The organism is Ralstonia sp. 25mfcol4.1 (assembly GCF_900104095.1).
Classification (GTDB): domain Bacteria; phylum Pseudomonadota; class Gammaproteobacteria; order Burkholderiales; family Burkholderiaceae; genus Cupriavidus.
This window is the reverse complement of the sequence record NZ_FNJO01000017.1, coordinates 43,353-63,412: the sequence shown is the minus strand read 5'-3', so window position 1 is coordinate 63,412 and position 20,060 is coordinate 43,353. Positions and strand designations below refer to the sequence as shown.

Genomic DNA, 20,060 nt, shown 5'->3' with positions numbered 1-20,060 from the left:
GCTCCTGCTGCGCGCGCTGCTGGTCGAACTGCCGCTGGCGCTCCTGCGCCTGTCGCTGGACGTCCTGCTGCTGGCGGTCCTGCTGCGCGCGCTGCTGGTCGAACTGCTGCCGGCGCTGCGCGTCCTGCGATTGCCGCTGCTGGTCCTGCATCTGGCGCTGTTGATCCTGCATCTGCCGCTGCAGCGCCTGCTGTTGCTGCCGCTGGTTGTCCGTGGACAGCCGCTGCTGGTCTTGCATCTGCCGTTGCTGGTCGTGCAGCTGGCGCTGCTGGTCACGCTGCTGCTCGAACTGCTGGCGCTGGGCATCCGACACTCCGCTGCGCAGCCCGTCGGGCCGCTGGCCCGGCCCGCGGCCTGCCTGCGCCGCCTGGCTCATGCGCACGTCTGGCTGCCAGGCCTGCCCGGGTTGCGGGCCGCGCCGCGCGTCGTCACGGCCCGGCTGACCCTGGCGGCGGTAGTCCGCGCCGGGCGTCGGCCCGTGCCAGGCTGGTCCGGCGCCGCCGGTGCCGCCCTCGCGGGCAAAACGGCGGGCCAGGTCGTCCACACCAACGCGCCCCGGCTGGTGTGCGGCGATGGCCTGCCGTTCGAATCCCTGCCGCGCCATCGGCGGCAGACCCTGCGGCCGCGCGCCGCCGATCAGGCTGGCTTTTACCGGCGCCATGATCGGCCCGCCGCGCGCTTCGCCCGCCGGCAGCTGACGCCATTCGTCGCGATGGCTGCCACGCGGTACAGGCCGTCCCTCCACGAAATTGCGCGACGGCATGCCCGTGATCGCGCCCGGCACATTGCGATTTACCCAGCGGTCACGGTCGCCGCCGCGCATCCACGTGTTGTTGACCGGAAAATTGTTGATACGCGTGACATAACGCGGACTGGCCCGGTACACGGGCCGGTAGACGTCGCGCGGCCCCAGCGGATACCAGGCCACGCCCGGCCCGCCGCCGATGCGGATGCTCGTGCCGCCGATGAAACCGACCACGGCCGGCGCGTAGCACGGGCGCACCGCCACCGGCCCCGGCACCCAGCCCCAACGGCTGCCGAAGTGGGCCCAGCGTCCGTAGTGCGACGGCGCAAAGCCCCAGGGCGCGTCGTCGATCCAGGTCCAGCCCCACGGCGCCACCCAGGCCCAGCGGCCCGTGCTGTAAGGCGCCCAACCCGGCGCCACTTCGCGGGGGAACCACACGGCGCCATAGCCGGGATCCTGCTGCCAGTCGCCGTAATCGTCCAGCGCGGTGTAGCCGGTCATGTCGGGCGGCACATAGCGCGCCGACGGCGAGGCATCTTCGCGCGCATCGCGCGCGGCGGTCCACTGGTCAAAGCCGTCGGGCGGCGGATAGTTGCCCGGGCCTGCGTCGGCCAGATCGGTGCCCGCAAACCGCATGCGCTGCCCGCGGCCGAGTTCGATCGACCGGGTGTCGCCATACAGCACGGCGCTGCCGTGGCGCATCGTCACGAGCGTGGAGGTGCCGTCGGGCGACACGTCGATCCGGTAGTCGCCCGGCTCGCGGGGCACAAATGCCAGATTTGGCGTATCGACCTCGACCTGCTGGTCGGCCGGCAGCGCACGCACGCGCAATTGCAGCGTGCCCTGGGTCAGCTTTACCTGGGTGGCGCGGTCGTCGAGGTTCAGGATCGTCGCGGCAGTCCCCCCGCCCAGCCGCACCGCCGTGGTGCCGGCGTGCAGTTCGGCGCGGCCGCCCGGGTCCACCCAGAGCCGGTCGCCGGTCGTGATCGGCCGGTTCAGGCCCACCGCCGCCCATTCGTCGGAACCGGCTGGCGCGAAGCTCAGGCCCCCGGCCATTTCAGTGACCGTGGCGATGCGCGACGGCGGGTCGGCCACCATCGCGGACGGATCGCCCAGCACGTTGGCATCGGCGGGGTCCTGCTGGATATAGCCGGGAGGCACGCCCGGCGCACCCGGGTTGTAGTCCTGTGCCCGGGCGTTCACCTGAACACAGAGCGCGGCGGCCAGTCCGATGGCGGCTGGCACGAGCGTGAAGCGATGAGGGGATTGCATATCGATTACCTGATTCCGGTGGGCCGTGCCGGCGACCTTGGCGGCAAGCACCCGCTGCCACCGTATATCGGATAACGGCGCAGCGTCGCGCCTGTGTACCGCACTTTGTAAGCACATATTTCCCTGCCGCCTCGGGGTGGCATGCGGGACAAAGGCGGATACAAGTCTTGCAGATGACGGAAATACGGAACGGGCGAAGGCGCCCGAACCGGGCCCGGAAGGCCGCCGATGCTGCATTGCAGCATCGGCGTTCGGCACCGCCCCTCAGCGCGGCTGGTTGCGCAGGAAGTCAGTCAGGCGGTCGGCCGGCATCGGCCTGCCGTACAGGTAGCCCTGGGCCTCGATGCACCCATTGCTCAGCAGGAAGTCGCGCTGCTCGGTCGTCTCCACCCCCTCGGCCACCACGCCGATCCGCAGGCTCTGGCCGACATTGATCACCGAGCGCACGATGGCGGCGTCCACATTGTCGTGGGTGACGTTGCGGATGAATGACTGGTCAATCTTGAGCCGGTCCACCGGGAACGACTTCAGGAAGCTCAGCGATGCGTAGCCGGTGCCGAAATCGTCGCAGGTCAGCGTCACGCCGTCGCGGCGCAATGCCTGGAGCTGGTCAGACACCTCGTCGCCCTGTTGCAGCGCGATGGTCTCGGTAATCTCGATCTCCAGCCGGTCCGCAGGCAGTTCCAGCGCGCGCAGCACGTGACGCACCTCGGTCAGCAGCCGGCTTTCGGCCAGCTGGGCCGCAAACAGGTTGATGGCGACCCGCGGCGCGTCTGGGAAGGTCAGCGACCACGCCCGCGCCTGCGCGCAGGCCGTGTGCAGCAGCCACATGCCCACGTCGGCGGCCACGCTGCTGGCGGCCAGCGCATCGATGAACGCCGCCGGGGTCAGCAGGCCCAGCGTGGGGTGGCGCCAGCGCATCAGCGCCTCGGCGCCCACCACGCGGCCGTCGCGCAAATCCACCTGCGGCTGGTAGAGCAATTCGAACTGGCGTTGGGCGTAGGCTTCGCGCAGGGCCTGGACGAGCGACAGGCGCGTCGTCACGTCGGCGCGCATCTGCTGCTTGAAGAAGCGGATGGTGCGGCCGCCGTCGTGCTTGGCCCTGGCCAGCGCCAGGCTGGCTGCCGCCAGCACGTCGGCCGAGGAATTGCCGCCGGCCGGCATCACGCAGGCGCCCAGGCTGGCCAGCACATGGTGGCGGTTGCCGCCCAGTTCATAGGGGGCGGACAGCATCGACAGGATGGCCGCACTGACGTGGCGCACCAGCGTGGGATCGGAAATGGAGGTCAGCAGCACGCCAAACTCGTCGCCACCGACCCGGCCGACCACGGCATCGCGCGGCGAGGCGTCGCGCAGGCGACGGGCCACGTGCTGAAGGATCGCGTCGCCCTCCGCGTGGCCGTGCATGTCATTGAAGGCGCGGAAATCGTCGACGCCCACCAGCAACAGGGCAAAGCGGGGCGTCGTCTCGCCATGCAGACGTGCTTCCACCCGCTTCAAGAATGCCTGGCGGACGACCACGCCGGTCAGCGGATCCAGATCCGCCGGCGGCAAGGCGCCAGTCACCTGTGCCTCCGACTTGGCCACCATCCCTGCCCTATCAGTTGTGATGAACATTTTCCCCGCTCAAGCTATCTGGCAAGTGTGACGAAAACTTTGAAAAAAGCAAGGGCTACAAATTGGCGCCGCCGCCGCGCAACGGCGCCGGCTGGCGGAAAGCCGTCGGCCGTTGAAATGACCCGGACGTTACAGTACCCTACGCCGCAAACGCCTACCACCCATTCGAGGGATACCCCTTATCCGAGTGTGGGCCCTGGCATACGTTCCCGCCAGTCCCGCCGGCCGCGGCCGTCCGCCCAACGAAAGACTCCATCGCCCGTGAACCACTGGACCATCCGTACGCGCATCCTGGCAAGCTTCACCTTCATCCTGCTGGTCATGACGCTGATGAGCGTGACCGCCTACAACCGCCTGTCCGCCATCGAGCATGAAACGACGGTCATGCGCACCGACGCACTGCCCGGGCTGAACTACAGCGCCGGCATGCGTGGCGTCTGGGGCGAAATCTACGTGCTGGCCTGGCAGACCGTCACGGCATCCGACCCGGCCCAGCGCGCCAGGCTGCTTTCCCAGACCGGGGACGCCACGCGCCGGCTCGACAAACTGCAGAAGCAGTATGCCGATTCGATCCAGCGGGAAGAAGATCGCACCCGTTTCAAGGCGTTCCTCGATGTTCGCGCAAGATACGAGCAGGCCGCCCAACCCTACCTCGACCCCACGCGCTGGCGCGATACCGCCTCCGCCGAAGCCGCGCTGCGCGGCAGCGCCCATGACATCTGGGCCGACGGCCGCAAGGCGCTGCAGGATCTGGTGGACGACAACGGCGCCGTCAACGACCGCGCCGCCGCCGGCATCGTCGATTCGGTCAGCGCCGCCAAGACCAGCATCGAGGTGGCACTGGCCATCGCCGTGCTGGCTGCCCTGGTCTGCGGCTACCTGCTGCTGCGGGCGATCAACGCCCCGATGCGTTCGATCGTGTCGCTGCTGGGCGCCATGCGCGGCGGCGACCTGCGCCAGCGCATGACACTGAACCGCCGCGACGAATTCCAGGCCGTGGAGGCCGGTTTCAACCAGATGGCCGGCGAGCTGACCTCGCTGGTCGGCCAGGCCCAGCGATCGGCCATTCAGGTCACGACCTCCGTCAACGAGATCGCCGCCACGGCCCGCCAGCAGCAGGCCACGGCCACCGAAACGGCCGCCACCACCACGCAGATCGGCGCCACGTCGCGCGAGATCGCGGCTACCTCGCGCGACCTGGTCCGCACCATGAACGAGGTATCGCACGCAGCCGAACAGACCGCCGGACTGGCCGGCACCGGCCAGGGGGGGCTGTCGCGCATGGAAGCCACCATGCACCACGTGATGGACGCCGCCGGATCGGTCAACGCCCGGCTGGCCACGCTCAACGAGAAGGCCGGCAATATCAACCAGGTGGTGACCACCATCGCCCGGGTAGCCGACCAGACCAACCTGCTGTCGCTGAACGCCGCGATCGAGGCCGAAAAGGCCGGCGAATACGGCCGCGGCTTCTCGGTCGTGGCCACCGAGATCCGCCGCCTGGCCGACCAGACCGCCGTGGCGACCTACGACATCGAGCAGATCGTGCGCGAAATCCAGTCGGCCGTGTCCGCCGGCGTGATGGGCATGGACAAGTTCTCCGAGGAAGTACGGCGCGGCATGTCCGAGGTGACCCAGGTCGGCGACCAGCTGTCGCAGATCATCGGCCAGGTGCAGTCGCTGGCCCCGCGCGTGCAGATGGTCAACGAAGGCATGCAGGCCCAGGCCGGCGGTGCCGAGCAGATCAACCAGGCACTGATGCAGCTGTCCGAGGCGGCGCAGCAGACCGTGGAATCGCTGCGCCAGTCGAGCCAGGCCATCGACGAACTGACGCTGGTTGCCAACGAACTGCGCAGCGGCGTGTCGCGTTTCAAGGTCTGAGCGGCCCAGCCGCCCGTCCCCATGGCGCTCTTCCTGCTGTTTCGCATCGGCCCCGACTACTACGCGCTGGATAGCGCCGAAGTGGCCGAGGTCTTGCCGCTGGCCGCCACCAAGCAGATTCCCGGTTCGCCCCCGTGGGTCAGCGGACTGATGTCGCGGCGCGGACGGACCGTGCCCGTGATCGACGTCACCGCGCTGGCCACCGGCGTGGCCGCCGGCACGCGCACCAGCACGCGCACCGTGCTGGTCCACTACCGGCGCCCCGGCACGGCCGATGATGCCCCGCATCTGCTGGGGCTGCGGCTGGAGTACGCCACCGATACCCTGCGTTGCGACCCGGCGTCGTTCGTCGACAGCGGCATCGATCCGGGCCCGGCGCGTTATCTTGGCCCCGTGCGCCAGGACGCGCGCGGGCTCGTGCAATGGATTCGCGTGGCCAACCTGCTGCCCGACGCGGTACACACGCTGCTGTTTCCGGCGGCAAACGCGGCATGACGGATCTGCCGCATCCCCCGACGCAGATCGAAGCCCTGCTCAAGGAGCGCATCGGGCTGGACGCCGCCGCGATCGGGCCGGCCGTGATCGCCCGCGCGGTCGACGAGCGCCGGCAAGCCGTTGGCGCCCCGGACCCCGCCGCTTACTGGAACCTGTTGCACGCGGTGCCTGACGAACTGCAGGCGCTGATCGAAGCCGTCGTGGTCCCCGAAACCTGGTTCTTTCGCCACCGCGAAGCCCTGCTGGCGCTGGGCCGCTTTGCCGCGCACCGTGTATTCGGCGACGGCGAGCGTCTGCTGCGCGTGCTGAGCCTGCCATGCTCGACCGGCGAGGAACCGTACTCGATCGCCATGGCGCTGTTCGATGCGGGACTGCCGGCCGACCGTTTCCGTGTGGATGCGGTGGACGTCAGCGCCCGCGCACTGGAACGCGCCCGCGCCGGCCTGTACGGCAGCAATGCCTTTCGCGGCGCGCCGCTCGATTTCCGCGACCGCTACTTCGCGCCCGCACCCGCCGGCTACCAGTTGTCGGCAAAGGTCCGTGCGCAGGTGCGGCTGCTGCAGGGCAACCTGATATCGCCCCGGCTGCTGGTCAACGAGCCGCCTTACGACTTCGTGTTCTGCCGCAACCTGCTGATCTATTTCGATCTGGCCACGCAGCAGCAGGCGGTACAGACGCTGCGGCGCCTGACCGCGGCGCACGGACTGATCTTCGTGGGCCCGGCCGAAGCCAGCCTGCTGACGCGCGACGGGCTAGCGAGCGCCGGCGTACCGCTTGCCTTCGCGTTCCATCCTGTGCCCGCTGCCACAGCCCCGGCTGCAAAAACACGGATGCCACTCCCACCGGCCTGGAAGCCTGCAGCCCCCACTCGGCACTCGGCCCTGGCTCCCGCCATGCCAGCGCCCCGGGCCGCGCAAATGCCGACGGCCAGCGCCACGGCCAGCAACCCGCTGGCGGCGATTTCGGCCATGGCCGACCGTGGCGAACTCGATGCCGCCACGGCCGCGTGCCAGCAGTATCTGACCAGCCATGGATCGTCGCCCGACGGCTGGTGTCTGCTTGGCGTGCTGCACGATGCGGCCGGCCGGATCGCCGATGCCCATGCCGCCTACCGCAAGGCGGTGTATCTTGACCCCGGCCACGAAGAGGCGCTTTATCATCTGGCCGCCCTGCTCGACAGCGAGGGCGATGCCTCGGGCGCCCACCGGCTGCGCGAGCGCGCCCAGCGACATGCCCGACTGAGCCATGGCTGATTCGATCGTCCAACATGCCCCCAACACGCTGCCCGGCCTGGCCGCCGGCACCGTGGACGACTGCTGGCGCCGCATCGGCACCGGCGGCGACCGTTCCTGCCCGAAACTCGACGAGCACCTGCGCTGCCGCAATTGCCCGGTCTACGCGCAGGCTGCCGTGACCGTGCTCGATGCGCTGTCGGCCGGCAGCCTGTGGGGCAGCACCATCGACAAGGCCGGCGCCGACGCCGCCGGCCTCGATCGCGCCGCCAGCCAGTCGCTGCTGATTTTTCGCGTCGGCGACGAATGGCTGGCGCTGCCCACCGGCGCGCTGGGCGAGATCACCGCGCCCGTACCCGTGCATTCCCTGCCGCACCGGCGCCATGCCGCCCTGCTCGGCGTGGCCGCGGTTCGCGGGGTGCTGCTGACCTGCGTATCGCTGGCGCTGCTGTTCGGGGCTCCAGAAGGTGCCGGACAGCAGGCCACGCGCTGCCTGATTCTGGGCCAGGGCCGCAATGCCATCGCCCTGCCGGTGGCCGAGGTGGCGGGCGTCGAGCACGTGCCGCGTGACGCGCTGCTGCCACTGCCCGCCACGCTGACGCGCGCTTCGTCGCGCTATACGCAGGCGCTGTTCGAACACGCGGGCCATAGCGTGGGGCTGCTCGATGCCGACCTGCTGCGTCAGGCCCTGTCGCGGAGCCTGGCATGAATCCCGAGCAATTGCGCGATGCTTCGATGCTGGACCTGTTCGCGCTCGAAGCGGACGCGCAGGCCGAGGTACTGAACACCGGCCTGCTGGCGCTGGAGCGCGACGCCACCGCCACCTCTCATCTGGAAGCCTGCATGCGTGCCGCCCACTCGCTCAAGGGCGCGGCGCGGATCGTCGGGCTCGATGGCGGCGTGCGTGTGGCGCATGTCATGGAAGACTGCCTGGTCGCGGCCCAGCGCGGCGGCATCGTACTCGCGCCCGCCCATATCGACGCCCTGCTGCAAGGCACCGACCTGCTCCAGCGCATCGGCCACCCGCCCGGCGGCAACCTCAACTGGCCCGAACTCGATGGCCGGGCCGAGATCGACACCTGGATCGCGCGGATGAGCCAGCTGCTTGACGGCGGCGAAGCCCTGCCGCCGCCCGGCGCCACGTCGGCGCCGGCACCGCTGGCGCCACATCCGCAAGAGGCCGGGCACGCCGCCCCGTTTGCGCCCGACCCGGACCGTGCGCCGTCTCACGAACGTGCGCCGGATCCTGCGCCAGGTGGCGACACGCAGGAGCGCATGCTGCGCGTCAACGCCGATCGTCTGGATCGCCTGCTGGCGATGGCTGGCGAGGCCATGGTCGAATCGCACTGGCTGCGGCCGTTCGGCGGCGCCATGCAGCAGGCGCGCCGCCAGCAGATGCGGGCGCTGCAGGCGCTCGATGGCGTGCAGGCGCTGCTGGACGCGCCCGAAGGCTCGGTGCCGCGCATGCGCGCCGCGCTGGCCGAGGTGCGCCAGCTGCTCGAAGACGGCCACGGCCAGTTGTCGCAGCGCGTGGACGAGTTCGACCAGTACGATCATCGTGCCAGCCGCCTGTCGCGCCAGATCTATGACACCGCGCTGTCGTGCCGCATGCGTCCGCTGTCGGACGGCATGACCGGGTTCTCGCGCATGGTGCGCGACCTCGGCCGCGCGCTGGGCAAGCAGGTGCACCTGGTGCTGTCCGGCGAACAGACGCAGGTCGATCGCGACATCCTGGAGCAGCTCGATGCGCCGCTGGCCCACCTGCTGCGCAATGCCGTGGACCACGGCATCGAACTGCCCGAAGTGCGCCGCGCCGCCGGCAAGCCCGCCGAAGGCCGCATCAGCCTGATGGCGCGGCACAACGCCGGCCGCCTGATGATCGAGATCTTCGACGATGGCGCCGGCGTCGATCTCGATGCGCTGCGCGCTGCCATTGTGCGTCGTGGGCTGGCCCAGGCCGAAACCGCCGCGCGGCTGTCGCAGGCCGAGATGCTCGAATTCCTGCTGCTGCCCGGTTTCAGCCTGCGCGAGACCGTATCCGAAGTGTCGGGCCGGGGCGTCGGTCTCGACGCTGTGCAGGACATGGTCCGCGCGGTGCGTGGCAGCCTGAAGCTGTCGCAGCAACCCGGCAGCGGCCTGCACTTCCATCTGGAACTCCCGCTCACGCTGTCCGTGGTGCGCGCGCTGCTGGTGGAAATCTCCGGCGAAGCCTATGCCTTTCCGCTCGGGCTCGTGCATCGGGCCGTGGCCGTGCCGCGCGACGTCATCGAGCAGACCGAGCAGCACCAGCACTTTCGCCACGACGGCCGTCCGGTGGGGCTGGTCAGCGCGGCGCAGATCCTGCAGCGCCCGGAACAGCCGCGCGGGGGCGACACCACGCCGGTGGTGGTGATTGGCGAACAGGAGCGCGTCTACGGCATTGCCGTGGATCGCCTGCTGGGCGAACGTATGCTGGTAGTGCAGCCGCTGGCGCAGGCGCTGGGCAAAATCAAGGACATCGCGGCGGGCAGCCTGACCGACGACGGCACGCCGGTGCTGATCTTCGACGTCGAGGACATGCTGCGTTCGGTGGAAAAGCTCGTGTCCGAAGGACGCATCGAGCGCGTACGCCAGGCGGGCGCCGACACGGCCGTCGTGCGCCGCAAGCGCGTGCTGGTGATCGACGACTCGCTGACCGTGCGCGAACTGGAACGCAAGCTGCTGGCCGGGCGTGGCTACGACGTGAGCGTGGCCGTCGACGGCATGGACGGCTGGAACGTGCTGCGCGCCGAGGCGTTCGACCTGGTCATCACCGACGTCGACATGCCGCGCCTGGACGGCATCGAACTGGTGACGCGGATCCGGAGCGACGCGCGGCTGGCGCAGTTGCCGGTGATGATCGTGTCGTACAAGGACCGCGAGCAGGACCGCGAACGCGGCATGCAGGCCGGGGCGGACTATTATCTGGCCAAGGGAAGTTTCCATGACACCGCGCTGCTCGATGCCGTGCGGGACCTGATCGGCGAGGCACGCGCATGAAGATCGGCATCGTCAACGACTCCGCACTGGCCGTGGCCGCACTGCGCCGCGCGCTGGCACTCGACACATCGCTTGAAATCGTCTGGGTCGCCGGCAACGGCGAACAGGGCGTGCAGATGGCCGCCAGCCAGACGCCCGACCTGATCCTGATGGACCTGCTGATGCCCGTGATGGACGGCGTGGAGGCCACGCGCCGAATCATGGCGGCCACGCCGTGCGCAATCGTGGTCGTGACGATGGACCTGGGCCGCAATGCCAACCAGGTGTTCGACGCCATGGGGCAAGGCGCGATCGACGCGGTCGACACGCCAACGCTGACCCAGTCGGACGCCACGCTCGCCGCAGGCCCGCTGCTGCGCAAGATCCGTAATATCGGCCGGCTGCTGGCGGGCCGCGCCCAGGCGCCGCATGCACTGGCGGCAGCCGCGTCGGGACCCGCCGCGCCACGGCTGGTGGCGATCGGCGCGTCGGCCGGCGGCCCGGCTGCGCTGGCCACGCTGCTGGGTGCCCTGCCCGCCGGGTTCGGCGCGGCGGTGGTGGCCGTGCAGCACGTGGACGAGGCCTTCGCGCAGGGCATGGCCGAATGGCTCGACGCGCAAAGCCCGCTGCGGGTACGCATCGCGCGCGCCGGCGAAACGCCGCAGCCTGGCACCGTGCTGCTGGCCGGCACCAACGATCATCTGCGGCTGGTCGCCGGCACGCGGATGGCCTACACGCCCGAACCGGGCGACTATCTGTACCGTCCGTCTATCGACGTGTTCTTCGAAAGCGTGGTGGAGCACTGGCGCGGCGAGGCCATGGGCGTGCTGTTGACCGGCATGGGCCGCGACGGCGCGCAGGGCCTGAAGGCCATGCGCGAGCGTGGCTTCCTGACCATCGCGCAAGACCAGGCCACCAGTGCCGTCTATGGCATGCCAAAGGCCGCCGCCACGCTCGGCGCGGCGAGCGAGATCCTGCCGTTGCCACGCATCGCACCCCGGCTGATCCGGGCCTTCGGCGGACTGGGGACCACAAGAAACAAGGGGTAAGGGAATGCCTAGACTTGGGAATCCGGCCAATCCGTCGGCCGCCGGCAACGAATACCTGGCCATGGTGCTGCTGGTCGATGACCAGGCCATCATCGGCGAAGCCATCCGCCGCGCGCTGGCCGGCGAGGCCGATATCGACTTCCACTATTGCGCCAGCCCGGAGGAAGCGGTGGCGGTGGCGGAGCGCACGCAGCCCACCGTGATCCTGCAGGATCTTGTCATGCCCGGCACCGACGGGCTGACGCTGGTGCGCCGCTATCGCGAGAACGCCGGTACGCGCGATATTCCGATCATCGTGCTGTCCACCAAGGAAGAGCCCACGATGAAGAGCGCGGCGTTCGCCGCCGGGGCCAACGACTACCTGGTCAAGCTGCCCGACACCATCGAACTGGTGGCGCGCATCCGCTATCACTCGCGCTCGTACCTGAACCTGCTGCAGCGCGACGAAGCCTACCGCGCGCTGCGCCAGAGCCAGCAGCAGCTGCTGGAGACCAACCTGGAGCTGCAGCGCCTGACCAATTCCGATGGCCTGACCGGGCTGTCCAACCGGCGCTATTTCGATGAATACCTGGGCGCCGAGTGGAAGCGCGCCCAGCGCGAGCAGACGCAACTGGCGCTGCTGATGATCGACGTCGATGCCTTCAAGGCCTACAACGACACCTACGGGCACGTGGCGGGCGATGAGGTGCTGCGCCGCGTGGCCACCGTGATCCGGGAGAACTGCGCCCGGCCGGCGGACCTGCCCGCGCGGTTCGGCGGCGAGGAGTTCTCGATGATCCTGCCGGCGACATCGCCCGGCGGCGCACGCCTGCTGGCCGAGAAGGTGCGCCGGTCGATCGAGACGCTGCGCATTGCGCACAGCGGGTCGCCCACCGGCGGCTTCGTGACGGTCAGCATCGGCGGTGCGGTGATCGTGCCGGACAGCGACGGCAACTTCAGCCGGCTGGTCGAGGCGGCCGATACCGGTCTGTACCAGGCCAAGCGCAACGGCCGCAACCAGGTGGTGATGGGGTAAATCGCCCCACGCTGCCGCCGGCAGCGCCCGGCAGCGCAAGCGCATGGCATGCAAACTGCAGTACGAACGGTTCCACAAACGTATCCGTACGCACAAGGAGGCCGCGCCATGCCCCAGCAGTCACCACCAAAGTCGAGTGCCGCACCGTCGAATGGCGGGGGCCAGACCACGCCCCAGCACTCCGGCAACAACCCTAGCCAGGACCGCGCATCTGGCAACAACCGGGACGGTACCTACGAAAAGGCTGTGGTTGACCGCCTGTCTGGCCGCCCGGAGCGGCTGGGTTCTCCCAGCGTCGGCAACGTCGTATCGAACGCCGGCAAGACGCTGACCACCAATCAGGGCCTGCAGATTCCCGAGGACGACGACTCGCTGAAACTTGGCTTGCGGGGCCCGACACTGCTGGAAGATTTCCACCTGCGTGAAAAGATTACGCACTTCGATCATGAACGCATCCCCGAACGGGTAGTGCATGCGCGCGGCGCGGCGGCGCACGGCTATTTCGAGCTGTTCGAGTCGATCGAGGATTACACGACCGCCGAGCTGTTCACGCGCGTCGGCGAAAAGACCCCGGTCTTCGTGCGCTTTTCGACGGTAGCGGGCTCGCGCGGGTCGGCCGACCTGGCGCGCGACGTGCGCGGCTTTGCCACGAAGTTCTATACACGCCAGGGCAATTTCGACCTGGTGGGCAACAACATTCCCGTGTTCTTCATCCAGGACGGCATCAAGTTTCCGGACTTCGTGCATTCGGTGAAGCCGGAGCCGCATAACGAGATTCCGCAGGCTGCGTCAGCGCACGACACGTTCTGGGATTTCGTCTCGCTGCAGCCTGAATCGATGCATATGGTGCTGTGGACGATGTCGGGCCGCGCCATTCCGCGCAGCTTCCGCACCATGGAGGGCTTTGGCGTCCACACGTTCCGGCTTATCAATGCCAGAGGCGAAGCCACGCTGGTCAAGTACCACTGGAAGCCCGTGGGCGGCGCCCATTCGCTGATCTGGGACGAGGCGCTGAAGATCAATGGCAAGGACCCCGACTTCCACCGGCGCGACCTCTGGGAATCGATCGAGATGGGCCAGTATCCCGAATATGAGTTCGGCGTGCAGCTGGTGCCCGAAACCGACATGCTCAAGCTGGGCTTCGACCTGCAGGACCCGACCAAGATCATTCCCGAGGAACTAGTACCCGTGAAGCGCATCGGGCGGATGGTGCTGAACCGCAACCCGGACAACTTCTTCGCCGAGACCGAACAGGTGGCATTCCACCCCGGACACCTGCTGCCCGGCATGGATTTCACCAACGATCCGCTGCTGCAGGCGCGCCTGTTCTCGTACATCGACACGCAGATCACCCGGCTGGGCGGCCCGAACTTCCACGAGCTGCCGATCAATCGTCCGCTGTGCCCGGTTCACAACAACCAGCGCGACGGATTCATGCGGCAGACCGTGGTGCAGGGCAAGGAGAGCTATCAGCCGAACTCGGTCAGTGGCGGCTGCCCGTTCCTGGCCGGCGACAAGGACGCCTACCGTCACTATCCGGCGCCGGCCGAGGACGGCGCCGTCAAGGCGCGCGTGCGCAGCAACACGTTTGCCGATCACTTCTCGCAGGCCAACCTGTTCTGGCGCAGCCAGTCCGACGTGGAAAAGCAGCAGATCATCGACGCCTACAGCTTCGAGCTGTCCAAGGTACAGGACCCGGCCATCCGTTCGCGCGTGGTGGGGCAGATCGTGCATATCGCGCAGGAACTGGCAGACGGGGTGGCGCAGCAGCTGGGCATCGCCGTGGAGCCAGTGGGGCCGGCGGTGCAGATCAATGACTACGGCGTGCAGACATCGCCCGCGCTGAGCCTGGACGCGCAGCCCAAGGGCGACATCATCGGCCGCAAGATCGCGGTGCTGGTCAACGATGGCGTGGACGATGCAGCGATCCAGTCGCTGCAATCGCTGGCCGAAGGGCTGCGCGCCAGCGCGAAGATCGTCGGCCCGCGCGCCAGCAGCGTCACCACGGCAAGCGGCGCGGTGCTGCCCGTGGACTATGCGCTCCCGTCCGTTGGCTCGGTGCTGTTCGATGCGGTCTACGTGCCAGACGGCAAGAACCCGCCGGCCGATCCCGATCCGCGCGCGCTGCTGTTCGTCAGCGAGGCCTACAAGCACTTCAAGGCAGTGGGCGCCGGCGGTAGCGGCGCGATGCTGGTGGCCGAAGCCGCGCGGCGCGCGGGCATACAGGGCGGCTTTGCCGGGCCCGGCCTGGTGATCGGCGCAAGCGAGGATGCCAAGACCCATCAGGCGTTTCTCGACGCCGTGGGACAACACCGCTGGTGGCAACGGCCCGATGCAATGAAGATTCCGGCCTAGGCGATACGGCTGGCCGGTCGGCGCGGCGCCCGGCCAGGTCAGCCTGTATGCGCGGCGTCCAGATGGGCGAGGCGGGCCGCTTCGCGCAGGCTCGCCACAATTTTGTCCAGCGCCGCATCGCGCCCCTCGGACGACCGCTGGCGCAAGGCGAACGACGGGTGGTACGTCACGACCACGAGCATGTCGTCGCACGTCACGGGTGCGCGCATCAGTTGCGACAGCGTCACGCGCTTCCGGTGCAATACCGATCCTGCTGCGGTAGCGCCCAGCGCCACGATGGTTCTGGGGCGCACCTGCGCGATTTCCCGCTCCAGCCACAAGTGGCAGGCCTCGACTTCAAGCTGACCTGGCGTCTTGTGCATGCGGCGCTTGCCGCGCAGTTCGAACTTGAAATGCTTGACGGCATTGGTCACGTAAACCGCGCTGCGCAACACGCCGGCCCGCGCCAACGCCTCGTCGAGCAGGCGCCCCGCTGGCCCGACAAAGGCCTCGCCTTGCAGGTCCTCGTCGTTACCGGGCTGCTCGCCGACCAACATCAGCGGTGCGTGAGCCGGCCCCTTGCCTGGCACGGCCTGGGTGGCGTCATGCCAGAGGTCGCAGCGCCGACAGGCGTTCAGGTGCGCCGCATCGGCAATCGGGATGTCTCGCTTCGCCGCCATGCAGGTTCTGTATCGTCAGCTCAGGTTCAGGGTTCGCTCCGAGCGCTCCGGGGATCCCGATCGTTCGGACGCAGCCCCCTCATCGAGCCGGCCATCGTGACGGTCGTGGAGATAGTCGCGACGCTGCACGCGGATGCGGTTTTCGACGTCCTGCACACCGAACACATCATCGGCAATGTCCTCGATCAGGTGCTTTTCGTAGCGGTCCTCGACCATGCCGGACAGCGTTACGACGCCGGCCGACACGTCAACTGACACGTCTGACACGTCGACGCCATCGTGCATGGTCAGGCGCTCGCAGATATCGTCCCGAATCAGGTCGTCGGCGCGCTGGTAGTTTTTCGGGCCGGCATGGCGCGCCGACCCGATGCGCGCGGAATTGACCGGATGCGTGGGATGCGCGCGGTAACCGGGATCGCCGGGATACACGCGCTGGGCACCGTTGAATGACTGGCCACCGCCGTCACTGCTGCCAAAGTATCCGGCGCCGCCATAGCCCGGCTCGTCGTGGCGCTGGTCGCGGTCGCGATGCGCCTTCGCGCGCCAGCTCTCGGCGCCAGACGACTCACGGAACTGCGAGCCGGTATCGCGTGACGCTTCGCGCGTGGATCTTTCACCGGCAGGGTCATGCCTGTGCCGCCGCAAAAAGTCGAACATGGTCCGCTCCTCATGGTTGCCGATATCCAGGCTGGCGCAAGAAGCGTGCCGTGCGCACCGGGGGCCCGCCCGATTATTTCGGACGCGGCGGCTTCAGGTCTTCGCCCACGGCAGGCAGCCTGCCCTGCCGGCGCAATGTGACCGCCTGCGCCACGGCAGCGGCAGCATTCTCAACTTCCTTCTGCACGCCGGCATCCGTGTCCAGCGACCGGTGCGACGTGGCATAGGGCGCGTAGTACCCGATAAAGCGATCGAGTTGCGCCTGGGGACCGGCTTCGAGAAGCCCCATCCAGTTCAGCCAGTCGCACAGCGACCGGCGCACGCCTTCGATGCCTGCCACGTCACCATGCACCACCACGCCGAAGACGCGGCCCGCCAGGTGCTTGGGATAGTCCCAGCCACGCAGTTCCAGCGCCTTGGCTTCGGGCACCTTCTTGCCATGTGTGCTGCTGGGATCGGGATTGCCGCCGTCGGCGCAGACCAGCCGGTCCATCATCAGCTTCAGCGGGCTCGTCGCCTGATACCAGTAGGTGGGCGTCACGATCAGCACGCCATGCGCGCGGGCCCAGCGCGGATAGATCTCGGCCATCCAGTCATTGACCTGACCCAGGGAATGGTTCGGATAGCAACTGCAGGGCCAGTGACAAAGCGGCATCGACGTGGACACACACCCCTTGCAGGGGTGGATATGCCGGTCTGGATCTGACGTCAGCAGACTGAGGTCCAGCGTGTCGACAGTCATCCGCAGGGCTTCCATCCTTGCCCTCGCGATGCCGGCCAGGCGCCACGATTTGGACATCTCGCCGGGACAGGTGTAGTCATTCCTGGCCGCGCCGACCACCAGCAGCACACGCGACGGGCTGGCAGGATCGTCATGCTCGCGCTGCGCATCGCGCACGGCATCGCGCGACTGGCGCCATTCGACCGACAGGTCGTAGTCCGGATCGGCCGCGCCAGGACCTGCCTTCGCGGTCACGGGTGCCTTGCGCCCCGCGCGGTAGGCATCCCAGGCGATGGCTTCGAGCCGGTCGATCGCGGCGTCCTCGTCCCGGAAGGCGGGGTCATAAAACCGCGCGCGAAAACGGTCTCGGAACGCCTCGCGAGGCATCTGTGCGGTGACCTGCCCCTTGCGCACGTCCTGCGCGGCATCTGCGTTGGCGTCGGGTCGTTGCTGGTCCGCCATCTTTCGATTACTGCGGCGGCTGGCCGTTCGACGCGCTCAGGCCGCCATCCACGGGCAGGTTCACCCCCGTGATGTAGCGCGCATCGTCGCTGGCCAGAAAGGCAATCGCCCCGGCGATATCGTCCGGTTCGGCCGTGCGTCCCAGCGCAATGCGCTCGCGAAACTTGTCGAGCAACGCCTCGTCCTTGAACATGTCGACTGTCAGGTCGGTGCGCGTCAGCGTGGGGCACACCGCGTTGATGCGCACGCCGTCGCGGCCATAGTCCAGCGCCAGCGCGCGTGTCAGATTGACCACGCCGCCCTTGGCCGCGTTGTAGAAGCAGAGCTTCCAGTCGGCGCCGAGCCCCGACACCGACGCGGTATTGACGATGCAGCCCTTGGTGCGTATCAGATGCGGTAGCGCGGCCCGCGCGCCGAAGAACACCCCGTCGAGGTCGGTCGCCATGACCGTGCGCCAATCCTCGACCGTCGCTTCCGTCGCACGGCCTTCAGGCGCCACGCCGGCGTTGTTGACCATGACATCGAGCCTGCCGAAGCGATCCACCGCGGCACGGACCAGTGCTTCCACCTGTTCGAGCTGGCTCACATCCGTCACCTGTACGAGGTGTTGCGCATTCGGCAGATCGCTGGCCACCCGTTCGAGCTTGTCGAGTGTGCGCCCTGCCAGCACCACGGCCGCACCCTCGGATGCAAACCTGCGGGCGGCCGCTGCGCCGATACCCGAGCCCGCGCCTGTCACGATGACGACCTTGTCCTGGAACCGGTTCATGGTTTCACTCCTTGTCCCGACTATCGCGCGCCACCGCCGGCGCCACCGCCCGCCGCGCCGCCACCCGAGGTGCCGCCCATCCCGCCACCCGATGTGCTGCCGCCCATGGTGCCGGTGCCCGTGGTGCCACTTCCCGTGCTGCTTCCCGGCACGCGTCCGCCCGGCGTCATGCCTGTTCCCGGCGGCATGCCGGTAGGCGTATCAGTCCGGCCGTCGCCCGGGTTCGTGCTCGAAGTACCCGGCCTGCCGGGGGTTCCTGGTGCGCCCGGCGTTCCCGGTGTGCCGGGCCTGCCCACGGTACCTGGCGTCCCCGGCGTCGCAGGCATGCCTGGAGACGTCGTCGCGCTGCCATAGTTGCTGCCGTCAGTGGGCCCCGTGCCTGGGCGCGTATTCGGCGCGCCGTATGGATTGCCTGGGTTCGACGGATTGGCGCGGCCACGCTGGCCCGCCTGATTTCCGGCTGCGTTGGAGCCCGTACCCCCCGGCACCGTCGTCGCGCCGGGCGACGTCGAACCGCCGGTGCCCCCGCTTGTGCCGCCGGTACCAACGCCTGTGCCTGTCTGCGCATATGCCGCGCCCGCGCACAGCACGACTGCTGACATCGCGATGAGATTGCGTGGTTTCATGACTTCTCTCCCAAATCGGTGGATGAAAGATCTGCACGATGCTCGCAACGGCCATGCCGGGTGACGCGCCACCACAGCACGCCGGGCCATCAAGCGCCACACCCATCGTTTGCCCGCTAGCCGTCACCCGCTGGGAGGGGATGCGGCGCTCCAGGCGGGTGGCGCCTGCGATGCCGCGGTGGGCAGTAAAAATCTCCGCAGGGGCGTCAGATGTACGTGCAACGGCTGCATCCCTGCCGTCCGTCGCCCCTTTTTGCGGGCTGGCACGCTCGATGCGTCGCTTGAAGCCCTTCGGAACCCATGCATGAGGAGCGCGACCATGAGCGACACGACACCGGAAGGCGTGCAGCCGGAGAACCCGTCCACCCCCGAAACCAGCGCGCCGCTGACGAACCATCGCTATGGCGGCCACAGCGGCGTGAGCGACGATCATCGAAAGTACCAATACGAGCAGGCCATGCCCGCGCATCTGGACAACTCTCCCACGCCACGCTACTCCCCGTGCGGCACGACGGAGCCGGCCGGCATCGAGCAGCATGGCATGTATGGCACCGCGCCGCGCCAGGCGGCGCTGACGCCCACGCGGCCCGAATCCACCCGACCGTTGCCCGGGCCCGCTTCGCTCGGCCAGTACGACAACGCCGACATGCAGGCCATCGCGCCACTCACCGATATCCAGCTGCGCGAGGTGCTGGACGAGCGCCTGGCGCAATGGGTCGATCCCGGCACGGTCAAGGCAACGATCTCGGACGGCATCTGCGTGTTGACCGGCCATGTGCACGACGCGCAAACGAAAGTCCGCATCGGACACGTGGCGCAGGAATGCCTGCCGTCCCATGAAATCCGCAATCAGCTGGAGCTGGTCGTCACCGGATAAGCGATGCCAGCGGGACGCAAGGGGCCGGCGGCGCCACCGGCATCGACGGGCACGCTTGTTGCGCCACGGTGGTTTCCGATGGCACATCACAGGAGACTGCAATGGCATCCAATCTCTCTTCCGCCCAGGGCGCCGGCATCGTCGGTTCTGGCGTGGGCGAAGGCCCCGGCCCCGAAGTCATGGCTGCGTCGAGCCTCGACGACACCAAGGTCTACGCGTCCGACGGCGAGCACGTGGGCGAGATCAAGGAGATCATGATCGACGTTCAAAGCGGACGGGTCGCATACGCCGTGCTGACGACTGGCGGCTTTCTTGGCATTGGCGATACGCTGCATGCGATTCCGTGGAGCGCGCTGGTCATGGATACCGACGCGAAGTGCTTCCGGCTTGGACTGACCGCCGATCGCATCAAGGACGCCCCGGGCTTCAACAAGGACAGCTGGCCGAGGATGGCCGATCCGCAGTGGGCCACCACCGTGCACCAGTATTACGGTCGTGACCCCTACTGGACCAATGTGGGCGGCACCATCTGACCTGCCCCCTCTGATGCCGCGTCGCGCCGGCTGCCATCGCGCACTCGTACGACACGGGCGCGCGGCGTCGGCGCGGGCGCGAATCTACCCGCGACTGC

Annotated in this window: 17 protein-coding genes; 10 read left to right on the top strand and 7 right to left on the bottom strand. The window is 68.4% G+C overall.

The genetic code is table 11. The features are described from left to right. The coding region (locus BLQ58_RS24320) for a DUF6600 domain-containing protein (protein ID WP_092602672.1) at positions 1-2,017 on the bottom strand (2,017 nt) is incomplete at its 3' end. Between the two features lie 264 nt (positions 2,018-2,281). After that, positions 2,282-3,607, bottom strand: coding sequence for a putative bifunctional diguanylate cyclase/phosphodiesterase (locus BLQ58_RS24315; RefSeq protein WP_092602670.1), 1,326 nt, complete (start codon positions 3,605-3,607; stop codon positions 2,282-2,284). 288 nt (positions 3,608-3,895) lie between these two features. Between BLQ58_RS24315 and BLQ58_RS24310 the strand changes: the two genes are divergently transcribed. The 8 genes from BLQ58_RS24310 (at position 3,896) to BLQ58_RS24275 (ending at position 14,658) form a co-directional block, all read left to right on the top strand. Beyond that, on the top strand, positions 3,896-5,515 hold the full coding sequence (locus BLQ58_RS24310) for a methyl-accepting chemotaxis protein (protein ID WP_217636073.1): 1,620 nt from the start codon (positions 3,896-3,898) through the stop codon (positions 5,513-5,515). 21 nt (positions 5,516-5,536) lie between these two features. After that, positions 5,537-6,010 (top strand): chemotaxis protein CheW, encoded by a 474-nt coding sequence (locus BLQ58_RS24305; RefSeq protein ID WP_092602666.1) that lies wholly within the window; start codon positions 5,537-5,539, stop codon positions 6,008-6,010. Then, complete coding sequence (locus BLQ58_RS24300; protein ID WP_092602664.1) at positions 6,007-7,263, top strand: CheR family methyltransferase; 1,257 nt, start codon at positions 6,007-6,009, stop codon at positions 7,261-7,263. The genes BLQ58_RS24305 and BLQ58_RS24300 overlap by 4 nt, the downstream gene beginning before the upstream one ends. Next, the gene (locus BLQ58_RS24295) at positions 7,256-7,951 is read left to right on the top strand and encodes a chemotaxis protein CheW (RefSeq protein WP_092602662.1); all 696 of its coding nucleotides are present in this window, start codon (positions 7,256-7,258) and stop codon (positions 7,949-7,951) included. The genes BLQ58_RS24300 and BLQ58_RS24295 overlap by 8 nt, the downstream gene beginning before the upstream one ends. Continuing rightward, complete coding sequence (locus BLQ58_RS24290; protein ID WP_092602660.1) at positions 7,948-10,260, top strand: hybrid sensor histidine kinase/response regulator; 2,313 nt, start codon at positions 7,948-7,950, stop codon at positions 10,258-10,260. The genes BLQ58_RS24295 and BLQ58_RS24290 overlap by 4 nt, the downstream gene beginning before the upstream one ends. After that, complete coding sequence (locus tag BLQ58_RS24285; protein WP_092602658.1) at positions 10,257-11,288, top strand: chemotaxis response regulator protein-glutamate methylesterase; 1,032 nt, start codon at positions 10,257-10,259, stop codon at positions 11,286-11,288. Before BLQ58_RS24290 ends, BLQ58_RS24285 begins: the two co-directional genes overlap by 4 nt. 4 nt (positions 11,289-11,292) lie before the next feature. Then, on the top strand, positions 11,293-12,303 hold the full coding sequence (locus BLQ58_RS24280; RefSeq protein WP_092602656.1) for a response regulator: 1,011 nt from the start codon (positions 11,293-11,295) through the stop codon (positions 12,301-12,303). Positions 12,304-12,411: 108 nt separating this feature from the next. Further along, the gene (locus BLQ58_RS24275) at positions 12,412-14,658 is read left to right on the top strand and encodes a catalase (protein ID WP_092602654.1); all 2,247 of its coding nucleotides are present in this window, start codon (positions 12,412-12,414) and stop codon (positions 14,656-14,658) included. A gap of 38 nt (positions 14,659-14,696) precedes the next feature. On the opposite strand, the gene BLQ58_RS24270 is transcribed toward BLQ58_RS24275, so the two are convergent. The 5 genes from BLQ58_RS24270 to BLQ58_RS29225 form a co-directional block, all read right to left on the bottom strand. Then, the gene (locus BLQ58_RS24270) at positions 14,697-15,317 is read right to left on the bottom strand and encodes a UdgX family uracil-DNA binding protein (protein ID WP_092602652.1); all 621 of its coding nucleotides are present in this window, start codon (positions 15,315-15,317) and stop codon (positions 14,697-14,699) included. A gap of 15 nt (positions 15,318-15,332) precedes the next feature. Then, the gene (locus BLQ58_RS24265; protein ID WP_092602650.1) at positions 15,333-15,974 is read right to left on the bottom strand and encodes a BON domain-containing protein; all 642 of its coding nucleotides are present in this window, start codon (positions 15,972-15,974) and stop codon (positions 15,333-15,335) included. Between the two features lie 73 nt (positions 15,975-16,047). After that, entirely contained in the window at positions 16,048-17,157 is a 1,110-nt protein-coding gene (locus BLQ58_RS24260; protein WP_092602648.1) for a flavodoxin family protein, read from the bottom strand. 7 nt (positions 17,158-17,164) lie between these two features. Next, positions 17,165-17,926, bottom strand: coding sequence for a meso-2,3-butanediol dehydrogenase (locus BLQ58_RS24255; protein WP_092602646.1), 762 nt, complete (start codon positions 17,924-17,926; stop codon positions 17,165-17,167). Between the two features lie 20 nt (positions 17,927-17,946). Beyond that, positions 17,947-18,096 carry a hypothetical protein gene (locus BLQ58_RS29225; protein WP_175459991.1) on the bottom strand — a complete coding sequence of 50 codons (150 nt, stop codon included), beginning with the start codon at positions 18,094-18,096 and terminating at the stop codon, positions 17,947-17,949. A gap of 775 nt (positions 18,097-18,871) precedes the next feature. On the opposite strand from BLQ58_RS29225, the gene BLQ58_RS24245 reads away from it, so the two are divergent. Next, complete coding sequence (locus BLQ58_RS24245; RefSeq protein WP_092602644.1) at positions 18,872-19,429, top strand: BON domain-containing protein; 558 nt, start codon at positions 18,872-18,874, stop codon at positions 19,427-19,429. A 101-nt stretch (positions 19,430-19,530) separates the two neighbouring features. Continuing rightward, entirely contained in the window at positions 19,531-19,962 is a 432-nt protein-coding gene (locus BLQ58_RS24240; RefSeq protein WP_092602642.1) for a PRC-barrel domain-containing protein, read from the top strand. Positions 19,963-20,060: the final 98 nt, after the last annotated feature.